We start from the raw sequence: 13,933 nt of genomic DNA on the forward strand, positions 1-13,933 counted from the left end.
TCCGGGAGAGCCTGCCGGGCGTTCCGATCGGGATGTTCGTTTTGGGATAGGGCGGGGGCGGATGCCTTTGATCATTGCCCCCTTCCTATAATTCGCCTACATAGCGGGCAAATTTCCTTATCCCTGCGGAGCATTCCCTCATGGCACGTCAGTTCATCTATCATATGGCCGGACTTAATAAGTCCTACGGCGCGAAGAAGGTTCTCGAGAACGTTCATCTGTCGTTCTACCCGGATGCCAAGATCGGTATCCTCGGCCCGAACGGCGCCGGTAAGTCGACGGTTCTGCGCATCATGGCCGGCCTCGACAAGGAATTCACCGGCGAGGCCTGGGTGGCCGAAGGTGCGACCGTCGGATACCTGCCGCAGGAGCCGCAGCTCGATCCGACGAAGACGGTGCTTGAAAACGCCATGGAAGGCGTCGCCAAGAAGAAGGCGATCGTCGACCGCTACAACGAACTGATGATGAACTATTCCGACGAGACGGCGGAAGAGGGCGCCAAGCTCCAGGATATCATCGACAGCCAGAACCTCTGGGATCTGGAAAGTCAGGTCGAAATGGCCATGGAAGCGCTGCGCTGCCCGCCGGGCGACGCGGAAGTCACCAACCTGTCGGGCGGTGAAAAGCGTCGTGTTGCGCTCTGCAAGCTGCTGCTCTCGCAGCCGGACCTGCTGCTCCTCGACGAACCGACCAACCACCTCGACGCCGAGACGATCGCCTGGCTCGAAAAGCACCTGCGCGAGTATCCGGGCGCCGTGCTGATGATCACCCACGACCGTTACTTCCTCGACAACGTCACCGGCTGGATCCTCGAGCTCGACCGCGGCCGCAGCATCCCCTACGAGGGCAACTACTCGGCCTACCTGGTTGCGAAGGCCAAGCGCATGCAGCAGGAAGGTCGCGAAGAGGCGTCCCGCCAGAAGGCGATCGCTCGCGAACAGGAATGGATCGCATCCAGCCCCAAGGCTCGTCAGGCCAAGTCCAAGGCGCGTATCCGCTCCTATGACGAACTGGTCAACGCGGCGGAAAACCAGCGCCCCGGCGACGCGCAGATCATCATCCCGGTCGGCGAACGTCTCGGCCAGGTGGTCATCGAGATGGAAGGCGTCACCAAGGGCTATGGCGATCGCCTGTTGATCGACGGCCTGTCGCTGAAGCTGCCGCCGGGCGGCATCGTCGGCATCATCGGCCCGAACGGCGCCGGTAAGACGACGCTCTTCCGCATGATCACCGGCCAGGAACAGCCCGACAGCGGCTCAATCCGCATCGGTGATACCGTGCACCTCGGCTATGTCGACCAGAGCCGCGACGCGCTCGACGGCAACAAGACCGTCTGGGAAGAAATCTCCGGCGGTGCTGAAGTCATCAAGCTCGGCAAGCACGAGATGAACTCGCGCGCCTATTGCTCGACCTTCAACTTCAAGGGCGGCGACCAGCAGCAGAAGGTCGGCAACCTCTCGGGCGGTCAGCGCAACCGCGTTCACCTCGCCAAGATGCTGAAGAACGGCGGCAACGTGCTGCTGCTCGACGAACCGACCAACGACCTCGACACCGAGACGCTGGCAGCGCTCGAAATCGCGCTCGAAAACTTCGCCGGTTGCGCCGTTATCATCAGCCACGACCGCATGTTCCTCGACCGCCTGGCAACGCACATCCTCGCTTTTGAAGGCGACAGCCAGGTCGAGTGGTTCGAAGGCAACTTCGAAGACTACGAGAAGGACAAGATCCGCCGCCTCGGCCCGGACTCGGTCAACCCGAAGCGCGTCACCTACAAGCGCCTGACGCGCTGATTTCAGCCGCCGCCATATCGTGGCGCTGGACCTTGCTGCGTCCGTTGAAGCGGGCGCTGCAACATTTGCTCTAGGAACGGGCGAGGCGCAGGCTTCGCCCGTTTTCCTTTGTCTCCTGACCTGAGGCGAAGACCAGCTGTCGCTCGGTTGCGCGCCAGGGTCTGTTTATCGCTGTGCCCGCGTGGGGGATGAACGTGCGGGACGCTCCAGGGGTCGGCGTAGCGATCAGCTCTGCGATTGCCGTCCCGATGGCGGGCGCGAACGGGCGTTTGCAGGTTTGTCTATCGCTGCGGCGAGATGGGCTGGCGGATGACGCGTACCTCGGGCGGCAGAGGCGCGGATAGGGTGGCGTCCCAACACCGGGAAGGGCGCCGGGTTTGTCACGGTTGCGTGGGGCTGCCCTCATTCGGGTCGTGAAGTCGGCCTACTAGCGGGACCTTCGCAGGTCTCCTGACGTGCCGCCCGAGACATCGTTTGGGGCGCATGGCGTCCATACACAAGCATCCGTTCCGCCGGCGCCATTGTTTGGCCTCTCCGCGCAAATCCGCTTGCGTCACCACCGCAAATCACATAAACATATCTTTATGTGTTGATGGGGATCGCTATGGCTCTGCAGAGAGAACTGGGTCTGGATGCGTTGGTGGACGTGCTGAAGGCGGCGGGCGAGCCGACCCGCATGCGTCTCGTCGCGCTTCTCGCCGCCGGCGATCTGACCGTCACCGATCTTACCGAAATTCTCGGTCAATCGCAGCCACGCATTTCCAGGCATCTGAAGCTGCTGGCGGAGGTCGAGCTGATCGACCGCTACCAGGAGGGCGCCTGGGCCTATTTCCGCCTCCGTCAGGACGGTGCCCGGGTCGGGCTCGTGCGGGCGATGCTGGCCTCCGCCTCCGTCGACGACGCGGTGTTGGCGCGTGATGCAGCCCGGCTCACCACCTTGAAGAAGGCGCGCTCGGAGAAGGCGCAGGCCTATTTCAGCCGCAACGCCGCCGGCTGGGACGAGCTTCGCCGCCTGCATGTCAGCGAGCGTGACGTCGAGGCGAAGCTGCGCGAAATGGTGGGCGACGAGCCGGTCGAAAGCTTGCTCGATCTCGGCACCGGCACAGGCCGCATCCTGCAGCTCTTCGAGGGCCTCTATCGGCGCGGTATCGGCGTCGACGCCAGCCGCGACATGCTTGCGGTGGCGCGCTCCAATCTCGATCGCGCTGGCATCACCAAGGCGTCGATCCGCCATGGGGACATCTTTAACCTGCCGCTCGACGGCCAGACCTTCGACCTCGTCACCATTCACCAGGTGCTGCATTTCCTCGAAGAGCCGGAAGCCGCGATCGCGGAAGCCGCGCGCATGCTGATGCCGGGTGGACGGCTGGTCATCATCGACTTCGCGCCGCACGGACTTGAGCATCTGCGCGACGAGCACGCCCATGCGCGCCTCGGCTTCTCGCACCAGGCGATGGCCGATTGGCTGGCGAAGGCTGGCCTTGTGCTCGAGAAGACCACGGATCTTTCGCCTGAGGGGGCGAATGATGGAAAATTGACGGTGACGATCTGGCTCGCGCGTGATCGGCGGGCCGTGAACGAGAATGAAACGCCGCGGCCGCGTGTCCAGGCGGGGGGAGTATAATAATGACGGCACAGACGCTTTACCCGGCCGAACGCGGCAATCTCCGGCTCTCCTTCGAATATTTCCCGCCCAAGACCGACGAGATGGAAGCGCAGCTCTTCCAGACGGCAGACGACCTTTCGGCCTTCGGTCCGGCCTTCATCACCGTCACCTACGGCGCCGGCGGCTCGACCAAGGCGCGTTCGCTGACGACGGTCAGGCGCTTGATCGCGGAAAGCGGCTTTGCCAATACCGCTGCGCACCTGACCTGCGTCGGCGCGCCGAAGGCGGAGGTCGATGCCGTGATCGACGAGTATCTCAGCTTCGGCGTCCGCCACTTCGTGGCGCTGCGCGGCGATCCCCAGGGCGGCATCGGCAGCACTTACCAGCCGCATCCCGAGGGTTACGCCAGCAGCACCGACCTCGTGCGGGCGATCCGTGCGCGCGGGGACGACATCGAGATTTCCGTCTCCTCCTATCCGGAGAAGCACCCGGAAAGCCCTGACGTCGCCGCTGACATCGACATGCTGAAGCGCAAGGTCGATGCGGGCGCAACCCGGGCCCTGACCCAATTCTTCTTCGACAACAATGATTTCGAGCGCTACCTCGAACGAGTGCGGCGCGCTGGCGTCAACATCCCGATCGTGCCGGGCATTCTGCCGATCAACAATCTGGCGCAGGTGCAGAAATTCGCTGGCCTCTGTGGCGCCACCGTGCCGGAGGCGATCGTCACGCGGCTCGTGCATCTCGAGGACCAGCCGGTCGAGCGCTTCAAGGAGGCGACCCACATCGCCGCCGAGCAGATCGTCGATCTCGCCCGGCGCGGCGTACGCGATTTCCATATCTATTCGATGAACCGCACGCCGCTGGTGACAGCCGTGCTGGATCTCGTCGGTTTCGAGCGGGCCTCTGTGGAAGCGGTGGGCGCGATCGATGCACCGCGGATGGTGGCGGCCGGCGCGGCCGCCTGACCTTCGCTCGCACCTTGCGACGGGCAAGGTGCGCTTCGCCATGTTGAACTTCCGAATGGCTGCGAACGCGCCGCGTGTCCTGGCAGACAGAGGTCGCCGCCGCGCTTTGGTATGGCTCCATGCCTTTTGGGGTCTCTTCGGCTGCGGTCGCAGCAAGCGTCCCGATCGCTACAGCATCCACCAAAAAGGAAAGCGCCCGAAGATCGATCTTCAGGCGCTTTCTCGTTTGTCGCAGCGTCTAGACCTTATGCTCTCTTGGCGGTCTAACTGGCTTGGTGCTGCAAAATGGTTTCCCGGAAATTTAAGTCCCTATTCGGTTTGGACTCTCAGCGGCCGCTCCTCAGATGAAGAGCATCGTGGCCACGAATACGAACGCTGCACTGATCATGATGACATTCAGCGAATGTGTAAGGCCCATGGAAGACCCTCCCTGCGTTAACGCGTTAAAACATAGGGCGAAATCACGACACGTTAAAGGGAAACTTGTGCTGCAGTGCGAAATGCGTGAGCCGGCGCTGCCTTATTCACAGGCCTATAGTTCTGATTTTATTTAATTTTCCAGGCTGCCACATTTTTTTCACAATCGCTTCACCAAGGTTAATATAAACGTTTGTTACCGTGCGTGAGTGGCCCGGAGCGGGACGAAAATCGGCCGTCGATTCCCCCGCAAACCATGTCTTTTTCACGCGGTGCGAAGCACTCAAGGTGTGTGGGCTTTTCCTGTAACCGACCACGATCAGATGTCAGGCGACCCGCCTGAAACGCAGGATTCGACCGTCGAGCACGGCGAGGCCAAGGGCGATCAGCACCATGCCGGCAAAATCGGCCGCCTGCAGCGTCTCGCCGAGAAAGAGGTAGCCGAGCAGGATCGCGCTTGGCGGCACCAGCAGGGTGACCAGTGAGGCATTGGTGGCGCCGGCCGCGCGCATGATGCGGAAAAAAAAGATGTAGGCATAGGCCGTCGAAACCAGCGCCAGGCCGAGGATCGACAGGATCACCTCGACGGGCGGCATCGGCAGCAGCCAGGGCGTGTCCGTAAAGGCGGCCACCGGCAGCGCGATCAGCGTCGAGGCGGTCAGCTGGCCTGCGGCCGTCACGGGAGGCGCGAGATCGCGGAAGCGTTTGCCGTAGGTCGCCGCAAAACCATAGCTGATGGCGGCAAGCACCGGCAGCAGCAGCGCCCAGAGCGGCACGCTGCTTGTGGTGCCGAAGAGACCGGCAACGGCGCTCGGCCCGATCAGGACGACGGTGCCGGCGAGCCCGAGCAGACAGCCGGCGATCTTGGCGGAACTCAGCTTCTCGTCCTCGGTCGCCATGTTGGCGATGATCACCGTCCAGACCGGCGTCGTGGCGTTGAGGATCGCCGCCAGTCCGGCGCCGATATGGGTTTGTCCAAGGAAGATGAAGGCGTGCGGAATGGCGTTGTTGATCAGCCCCATCAGCGCGAATTCGCGCCAGCGGCCGGCAAGCGCCTCGTACATGCCGAAGCGGCCGCGGATGTAGATATGCAGCGCCAGGGCTGCCAGGCCCAAACGCAGGAACACCAGCGTGAAGGGCGGCACATGGGCGACGGCAACGCGGGCGAAGAAGAACGATCCGCCCCAGATCAGGCCGAGCAGGGCAAGCAGCGCCCAGGTCCCGGCGCTCATCTGATTGCCATCGACGGTGCTTCGCGCATTCATGGTGATGCCTATCCGTGCTGATTGCGTGGTGGCGTCAGTCTCCCTCCGCCGGGTGGACGCCATGGCGCAAGCGCCTGGTTACCGCTCCCGGATCGGTTGTGCTCCGACACATGATACATAACCCGGCACGCCCGGCGGAACCACCCGGTTCTTGCGGCGATGATGAGGGCCGCATGCGTGGGGGCGAGCCGGTGGGCTCTCATCAACCGGGATCCGGTCGGTCGTTGTGGCATGAAAAAACCCCGGAGATCGATCCGATCTCCGGGGTCATGGTTTTGAAACTGCGGTTCGGGCTTAAAGCGCGTTCAGGAGTTCGAGCGTCGCCCAGCCGTCGGCCGGACGGCCGAGGCGGAGCTGCTCCTTCTGGAGTGCCGCACGGGTGCCGGAGCCGAGGATGCCGTCGATCTTGCCGACATCGTGGCCGAGCGTCTGCAGCTTGCTCTGCAGTGCCTTCATGCCGGTGTCGTCGAGGCCCGGTTCCGGATTGCCGCCTTCATAGGTCGGCGCGCCGCCGAGACGGGTCGCGAAATAGGCGGCAGATGTTGTGTAGATGAACGACTGGTTCCATTCGAGATAGACGTTGAAGTTGGGGTAGGTGAGGAAGGCCACGCCCTTGCGGCCCTGCGGCAGCACCAGCGAGGCTTCGAGGTTGCCGAAGGCGGTGTCGCCGTTGCGCGGCTTGACGCCGAGCGCGAACCAGTCGCTGGCCTTCATGCCCGGCTGCAGGCCGGTCTTTTCCCAGGGGAGTTGCTCGGGAACGCTGACTTCCTGGATTACCGGCTGGCCAGCCTTGTAGCCGAGGCTCTGGATGAACTTGGCGGCGGTCAGGATCGCGTCGGGCGAGCTCTTCTTCAGGTTCACGTGGCCGTCGCCGTCGCCATCGACGCCATAGGCGATGATGTCTTCTGGCAGCATCTGCACCTGGCCGATCTCGCCGGCCCAGGCGCCTGTCGTCGTCGCCGGGTCGAGGTCGCCATGCTGGACCATCTCGATCGCCGCGATCAGCTGCGGGCGGAACATCTCTGGACGGCGGCAGTCGTGGGACAGCGTCACCAGCGCGTCGCGGGTGTTGAAGTCGCCCTGGACGGCGCCGAAGTCGGTCTCCATCGCCCAGAAGGCGGTGATGACCGGGGCCGGCACGCCGAATTCTTTCTCAGCGCGAGCAAAGACGTCAGCATATTCCTTCATTTTCTGCTGGCCGATATCGAGGCGCGACTTGCTGACGGTGCGCTTGGAGAATTCGGTGAAGGTCTGCTTGAAGACGCCCTGGGTGCGGTCGCGGCTGAGCACCTTTTCATTGATGGCGGCACCGGCGAGCGCCCGGTCAGCGACATCGGCCGGAACGCCCTTGGCGACCGCTTCGGCCTTCACGCCCTGAAGGAAGGTTGCGAGATCGCCACCGCAGGCAACGGCCGGGGATGCCGTCTTCGCGCCTGTCGAGGCTGCGGTCTGGGCGGCGGCGGCCGAGGCGGTCAGCGCCAGAAGAGCGACGGAGGCAAGCGCGCGCCGGGCTGTGCGGGTCATCATGAAATTCCTTTCTTTGCCGTGGGGCGCCTTGCACCACCACGGGCAATCAAATCGCTGCGAAATCTGTCGTTGCTCTCTCAGAGCATTATGACCGAAAGAAGAAAATGGGTCTTCCTGCCGCACCTGTCGGCAGGAATGTCAGTTCTGCTTCGGCTGCGAGACCGCGGCGACCCAGTTCTTCCAGTTTTTCGCCGAGCCGGCGAAGACATTGATATCGGTGGCGCCGTCGATGCCGGGGATGACCCCGGTGCTGGTATATTGCCAGAACGCCCAGCGGCGCTCGACGTAGACCTCACCCGGATGCTTGGCGACCGAGCGCACCCAGAAGTGATGTTCCTTGAACTGGTCGACGAGATTGTCGCGGTGGAAGTCGACCGAGGTGTAGATGATCGGGCGCTTGCCGTAATGGGCTTCGAGCCGGTCCATGAAGCGCTTCATCTCGACGCGCACTTCGTCCGGCGTCGGGCGATGGCGGCAGGTCTTCGATTCGCCGTTCCACTCGACGTCGAGAACCGGCGGCAGGTAGACGGCGCTCTTCGGCACGTTGGCGATGAACCAATCGGCCTGGTCGTCGGCGGTCGAGCAGAAATAGTAGAAGTGATAGGGCGCATAAGGGATGCCGGCGGCCCGTGCCTTCTGCCAGTATTCGGGAAAGCGGGTATCGACCCGGTCCTTGCCTTCCGTCGCCTTGATGAAGGCGAAGGAGACGCCCGAGTTCTTCACCTTCATCCAGTCGATATCGCCATTCCATTTCGAAACGTCGATGCCGTGGATATTGTGGTGCTGCGGGGTCCGGTCGCCGAAGTTCTGCGGGTCCGTATCGTGGAAGCGCGGCGGGATCGATGCCGTCTGCATCAGGTCATAGTCGGTCGACGAGCAGCCGGAAAGAAGGGTGGCAAGCGGCAAGAGAGCCAGGAGAAGCCGGCGCATGATTTTCCTGTCTAGAGACGATCGATGATCCTGCCTCACACGATGGCTTCCTGTCGGTGATTTCCCCAGTGAGGCGTGAACCCCATTTTCACCATATCATCGTAAAAATTGAGTTAGCTCAAGCGGGAATTGCGGACGGCAGAAAAGCGCAAAAGCGCCGAAAACCAGGCGGTTTCGGCGCTTGCCGGAATGGCTGCCCTCAGGCGGGATGCAAAACCTTTGTGTAAACCGCCTGCCGTTCAGTCGGCGATCGCCACGGAAGGGCGGTGATAGACGGCGAGCCAGGCATAGCCGCGGCCGATCGTGCGCCGCTCGAGATCGGCGCCATTTTCGCGGGCTTTCTCGCGTAACACGTCGAACAGCCGCTCGCGCGGCGTCACGTGAAAGCGGTTGAGCCAGCCGTGCAGCGCCCGGCGGAAGCTCGTCGGCAGGCGTTCCTGCTGGCCGAAATCGGCAATGTGCAGCGAGCCGCCCGGATTAAGCGCTGTGATCGCCGCGTCGATCGCCTTCTGCCAGTCGGGGATCATCGACAGCGAGTAGGAGATGACGATGTGATCGAAACCCCTTTCGCCGAAGATCGCCGGATCGAAGTCCGTTGCGTCGGCGACATGCAGCGTGGCGCGCCTGTTGCCGCCACGGTTGAGCTTCGCGCCGGCCGAGGTCAACATTTCCTGGGATATGTCGAGCCCGAACAGGCGGGCCGACGGGAAACAGCGGCCGATCAGCGCCAGATTGCGGCCGGTGCCGCAGCCGACCTCAAGCACCGAGGCACCGGAGGCCGGGTTCATGTCGCGGATCAGCGTGTCGCGGCCGAAGAGGTAGTACTTCCGCGTGAGATCGTAGAAGTGCCGCTGATAGCGGTACATGTGGTCCATGCGCCGCGCGTGGGAGATCCCGGCCTGTTGCACGTCTCAGCCCTTCCTGCGGTAGATGTGGAAGCCGCCATAGATGGCGGAGCGGTCTTCGGCGCCGAGCCGTAGCGAGGTTTCGGCATCGTAGTGCCACTGGTCGAGCAGGGCCGGGGAGACACGGCCGGGCAGGATGCTGTCTTCCGCCGCCGTGCGGAAGATCACGACTGCGCCCTCATCCGCCGTGCGGGTGATCTCGGTCCAGAGGTCGTTCAGCTGCTGGTCGGTCATCCAGTCCTGCGCGTCGAGCAGGATATAGCGGTCGACCGAGCCGGCGGATTTGCCGGCGAGAAGCTCGGTGAAGCTTGCGTGATGTACCTCGACGCGCTCGGCATTGTTGCGGATCGCCTCATAGGCGCCGGCGTCGAGATAGGGCGGCAGGTCGCCTTCATGCGGCAGCGGGTAGCGGCGGCCGAAGGCCTGCCAGGCGAAGTAGTTTTCGCGCAGCGGGAAGTGACAGGTGAGCTTTTCCAGGCGATGGCGCAGAACGGCGGCGAGCGACTTTTCGGCACTCAGGCTTGCGAGCTCGTCGAACTGCTGCGGCGGAATGCCGAGGCCGAAGAGGGAGCTCTTGCGCCCGGTGATCCAGCGGATGACGGGACGATCGAAGAGAGGCGCCAGGCGCTCGTCGAAGAACTGCCGCTGTTCGCGCATGGAGCGCGCCTGGACGAAGTCCTCCGGATTGACGCCGTGCAGGCGGGCAAGCAGGTGGCTGGCTGCAATGAAGCGGCCGAGCAGACCGGTGCGGTAGATATTGCGGCCAAAGACGCCGATACGCCGGCGACCGGTCATGTCGCGGCGGGTCCAGTAGCTGCGCGTCGCTGTATCAAGCTTCGGCGCGAGGAATAGATCGAAAGCCTGGACGTTGGTCGTCGTGCCCTGGATCGCCAGGAAGCGCGTGACATCCTTGTGGCTCGGCAGATGGCGGAAGGCTGCGAGCTTCAGGCGGTTGAGCGCGATATGGTGCGGGTTGAGGTCGACGACGTCTATTTTCCGTGGGCCGGCCGACAGATAGGTCAGCATGTTGCAGCCGCCGGAGCCGATGGTGACGATCCGGCTTTCCGGGGTCAGTTGCATCGCCTCCATGTCGACGATCGGATCTTCCCAGATCTGCGGATAGACGAGGCCCGAAAAGAGCAGGCCGAACAGACGTTCCGAGAAGCCTGCGAGGGAGAGGGTCTTGTGCTGGAGCAGGGCGTTTTTCAGCTTCGGATTTTTTCTGCCAAAGCCAACGTCGGAAGCGATTTCATTCATCTCAGACGGTCATCCAGTTGAAACTTAGGCGCTTCTAAAGTGACTCGGCTACACTTTGATGACGGGCTTTCTCACAGGGCTGGGGCGGTCTCCGGAACGCAAATCTACAATTTTTCACCCATAAGAATTCATTAAACCCTGACGTGCTAGCACCGCCTTACATACGGGGGGCGTCGACATGATGTTAGGTACGTTTCTGCCGAAGCCCGAGCAGCGATTTGCGGCTGCCGGCGCGGCATTGGGGGCTCTGGTTTCTGTGGCGTGGCTTGCCAGCGGAACCGCTCTTCCCGACCAGATGGCGCCGCATTGGGACGTCCCTGCCGTTATGGCGGCCGGCGCCATGCCTTTCATCCTCGGCGGCTCCTTCTATCGCTGGCGCTACTCGCGCCGGCTTGAGCTGGAGCTGCGTGCCGCGCGGCGCGCCGAGCGTCGCCTGCGCAACGAAGTCCATCGCGACAAGCTGACTGGGCTTGCAAACCGCGCTGCGCTCGAGGCCGATATCAGCCAGGCACTCAGCGCAGAAGGTGCCGCGTTTGCGCGCAACGCCTTGCTTCTTCTCGATCTCGATCGCTTCAAGGTGATCAACGACACGCTGGGACATGACGCCGGCGACCGGTTGCTGGCTCTGTTCGGCGCCCGGCTCAGGCGTGCCTTTGCCGGCGAGGCGACGGTCTACCGCCTCGGCGGTGACGAGTTCGTGCTTGCGGCCGCGTGCGCGCCGTCTCAGGCCGATGCGGAAATGCTCGCAACGCGGGTGGAAAAGCTGTTCGAAGCGCCGTTCGATCTCGGGGAAACGCGCATCGCTTCAGGCTGCAGCATCGGCATCGCCTTCATCGAGCGGTCGGACAAATCGACATCCGACGTGTTGAAAAGGGCGGACCTGGCGCTTTACGAAGCCAAGGCGATCAGCGGCAACAGTCATGCCTTCCACTCGGAAACCCTGAGCCATGCCGTGCGGCAGCGGGCGGAAGCCGAGCGCGATCTTACGCGCGGTTTCGAGGCAGAGGAGTTCTTTCTCGCATTCCTGCCGATCCTCGGCATCGAAAGCGGCTCCATCGGTGGGTTCCAGGCGCTGCTGCGCTGGCGGCATCCGCATCTCGGCGTCATCGGCGCGGAAACGTTCGAGCCGCCGGAGCAGAGCGCGACTACGCTGGCGCTTGCCGCCTGGGCGCTTCAGTCCGCCTGCAGGCAGGCGGCCGGCTGGTCTTTCCCGAAAGGGCTGACGATTGCGCCCTTCGTCTCGCAACTGCGCGACCGCGATTTCGTCACGCACGTGGAGCGGTGCCTTTCGGATGCTGGCCTTTCGCCGGAACGCCTGACGATCGAGGTCGCCGAGGGCGTCTCGACGGACGATCTCGTCATCGTCACCGAAAACTTGCGGGGGCTGCGCGCGCTCGGCGTTCGCGTCGCGCTTGGCGGCGGCTCCGCCTCGTCGCTGCCCCTGAACCAGATCTCGGAGGTGCAGCCCGACCAGGTGACCGTCGATCTCGCCGCCGTGCGGGCCGCACATGGCAGCGAACGCAGCGTGGCGTTGCTCGCCTGCCTGATCAAGACCGGACAGGTGCTGCGGCTTTCGATCGCCGTCAGCGGTGTCGAGAAGGAGAGCGAGGCGGATTGCGCGCGGGCCTGTGGCGCTGCCGAGATCCGCGGTCCCTGGGTTTCGCCTGTTATGGCCGACGTGTCGGTGCTCGTCGGCGACGGCGAAGCGGGAGAGGCGCGCCTCTCTGCGAGTGCGTGAGCGAGAGCTCGAAGCGCTGCACTTTTTTCGACTGCTTGTGCGTTTTTCCAATATGAAAAGTTGAGGCGGCCGGGGCTTTCCCTTGCAGCAAAATGCTGGTTCTCTTTGCGCATCAGGCCGGAGGATCGCATGGGACGTTTGTTGAAGATTTCGGGTGCCGTGCTGGCGCTGATCGTCGTCGGTCTGTTCGGTTGGCTTGCGCTGGCGCCGCCGCAACTGCTGAAGGTCGGCGACGGCTATGCGGCAAAAATCGTCTGTTCCAACGTCTTCATCGCCGGACGCGATGCCCAGGCTGTGCTCGCCGACGACGTGCAGGCCCCCGGCCACCCGTTGCTCAAGCTGGTGCGCGTCGGTGTCGACAAAGAGAAACAGCTGGTGACGGCACGCATCCTCGGTTTTGCCGCACCCGGTTACGCGGCCTATCGTCCGGGTGCCGGCTGCGCCAGCCTGCCGGACGGCGATGCCGCGGCTCTGGCACCAATCGAAACGAAAACCGCCGCAGCGGCGCCCGTGCCGGGTGTGGCCTGGCCCGAAGGCGAGGGGGCCGTGATCGAGCCGACCTTGCAGAAGCTCGTCGAGGACGCTGACCTCGCCGGGCCGGGCATGCGGGCGATCGCCGTGATCCACGACGGCCAACTGGTGGCGGAAACCTATGGCCAGGGTTTCGACCGTTCGACGCCGTTGCTCGGCTGGTCGATGACCAAATCGGTGACGGCGGCGCTGATTGGCCTCAGGATTGCAGAAGGGCGCATGGACGTGTCGCAGGGCGACTTGCTGCCGGAATGGGCCGGGGACGAGCGGGCGGGCATCACGCTTGCGGACCTGATGGGGATGCAGAGCGGGCTTGCCTTTAACGAGAATTATGGCGCCGTCACCGACGTGACGCGCATGCTCTATCTGGAAAGGGACATGGCGGGTTTTGCCGCGACGCGGACGTTGGGTGCAAAGCCCGGCACGAACTTCAGCTATTCCAGCGGCACCAGCACGCTGCTGTCGCGGATCTGGATGCGCACCTTCGACGATCCGACGGCAGCGCTTGCCTTTCCCTATGACGCTTTGTTTGCGCCGCTCGGCATGACGAGCGCCGTCCTGGAGACGGACGAGAGCGGCACCTTCGTCGGTTCCTCCTACATGTATGCGACGACGCAGGACTGGGCGCGGTTCGCGCAGCTCCTGCTGCAGGACGGTGTCTGGAAGGGGAGGGCGATGCTGCCGAAGGACTATGTCGCCTTCATGCGCACGCCGACCAAGGCATCGGGCGGCAAATACGGCCAGGGCCAGGTATGGCTGGAGGAAAACGGCGCGCGGGCGGGAACGGGCAGTTTCCCGGCAGATGCCTTCTGGATGCTCGGGCATGACGGCCAGGCGATCATGCTGGTGCCTTCGCTGAAGCTGGCGGTCGTGCGGCTGGGGCTTACGCCTTCGCGGCTCGGCTATGACGTGCAGACACTCAACGCCAAAATAATAGAGGCGCTCGATTGAGCGCCTCGTAAGGATATTCCAGAGCCGTCGAGAAGCAGCTTCGCTTCG

General features: G+C 63.5%; 10 protein-coding genes. 5 read left to right on the forward strand and 5 right to left on the reverse strand.

All coding sequences use genetic code 11. The annotated features are described in order from the left end of the window. Positions 1-140 precede the first annotated feature (140 nt). The 3 genes from ettA to metF all read left to right on the forward strand — a co-directional run bounded on the left by ettA (position 141) and on the right by metF (position 4,364). The gene (gene ettA, locus ASD63_RS00745; RefSeq protein WP_034792366.1) at positions 141-1,790 is read left to right on the forward strand and encodes an energy-dependent translational throttle protein EttA; all 1,650 of its coding nucleotides are present in this window, start codon (positions 141-143) and stop codon (positions 1,788-1,790) included. 604 nt (positions 1,791-2,394) lie between these two features. Beyond that, positions 2,395-3,414, forward strand: coding sequence for a metalloregulator ArsR/SmtB family transcription factor (locus tag ASD63_RS00750; RefSeq protein WP_034792368.1), 1,020 nt, complete (start codon positions 2,395-2,397; stop codon positions 3,412-3,414). Positions 3,415-3,416: 2 nt separating this feature from the next. After that, on the forward strand, positions 3,417-4,364 hold the full coding sequence (gene metF, locus ASD63_RS00755) for a methylenetetrahydrofolate reductase [NAD(P)H] (protein WP_034792372.1): 948 nt from the start codon (positions 3,417-3,419) through the stop codon (positions 4,362-4,364). Between the two features lie 743 nt (positions 4,365-5,107). Here metF and ASD63_RS00760 read toward each other — a convergent pair. The 5 genes from ASD63_RS00760 to ASD63_RS00780 all read right to left on the reverse strand — a co-directional run bounded on the left by ASD63_RS00760 (position 5,108) and on the right by ASD63_RS00780 (position 10,665). Further along, positions 5,108-6,046: a DMT family transporter gene (locus ASD63_RS00760; RefSeq protein ID WP_060528751.1), complete on the reverse strand. Its 939-nt coding sequence runs from the start codon at positions 6,044-6,046 to the stop codon at positions 5,108-5,110. A gap of 294 nt (positions 6,047-6,340) precedes the next feature. Further along, positions 6,341-7,570: a lytic murein transglycosylase gene (locus ASD63_RS00765; protein ID WP_034793581.1), complete on the reverse strand. Its 1,230-nt coding sequence runs from the start codon at positions 7,568-7,570 to the stop codon at positions 6,341-6,343. A 141-nt stretch (positions 7,571-7,711) separates the two neighbouring features. Further along, positions 7,712-8,503 carry a GH25 family lysozyme gene (locus ASD63_RS00770; RefSeq protein WP_034792376.1) on the reverse strand — a complete coding sequence of 264 codons (792 nt, stop codon included), beginning with the start codon at positions 8,501-8,503 and terminating at the stop codon, positions 7,712-7,714. Positions 8,504-8,742: 239 nt separating this feature from the next. Beyond that, positions 8,743-9,378: a class I SAM-dependent methyltransferase gene (locus ASD63_RS00775; RefSeq protein ID WP_051659249.1), complete on the reverse strand. Its 636-nt coding sequence runs from the start codon at positions 9,376-9,378 to the stop codon at positions 8,743-8,745. A gap of 36 nt (positions 9,379-9,414) precedes the next feature. Next, on the reverse strand, positions 9,415-10,665 hold the full coding sequence (locus ASD63_RS00780) for a DUF3419 family protein (protein ID WP_034792379.1): 1,251 nt from the start codon (positions 10,663-10,665) through the stop codon (positions 9,415-9,417). Positions 10,666-10,843: 178 nt separating this feature from the next. On the opposite strand from ASD63_RS00780, the gene ASD63_RS00785 reads away from it, so the two are divergent. Both ASD63_RS00785 and ASD63_RS00790 read left to right on the forward strand, forming a co-directional pair. Continuing rightward, positions 10,844-12,403 (forward strand): EAL domain-containing protein, encoded by a 1,560-nt coding sequence (locus ASD63_RS00785; RefSeq protein WP_082572746.1) that lies wholly within the window; start codon positions 10,844-10,846, stop codon positions 12,401-12,403. 129 nt (positions 12,404-12,532) lie between these two features. Next, positions 12,533-13,885, forward strand: a complete 1,353-nt coding sequence (locus tag ASD63_RS00790) for a serine hydrolase (RefSeq protein WP_034792383.1) — start codon at positions 12,533-12,535, stop codon at positions 13,883-13,885. Positions 13,886-13,933 lie beyond the last annotated feature (48 nt).

Source organism: Ensifer sp. Root558 (assembly GCF_001427045.1).
GTDB classification, from domain to species: domain Bacteria; phylum Pseudomonadota; class Alphaproteobacteria; order Rhizobiales; family Rhizobiaceae; genus Ensifer; species Ensifer adhaerens.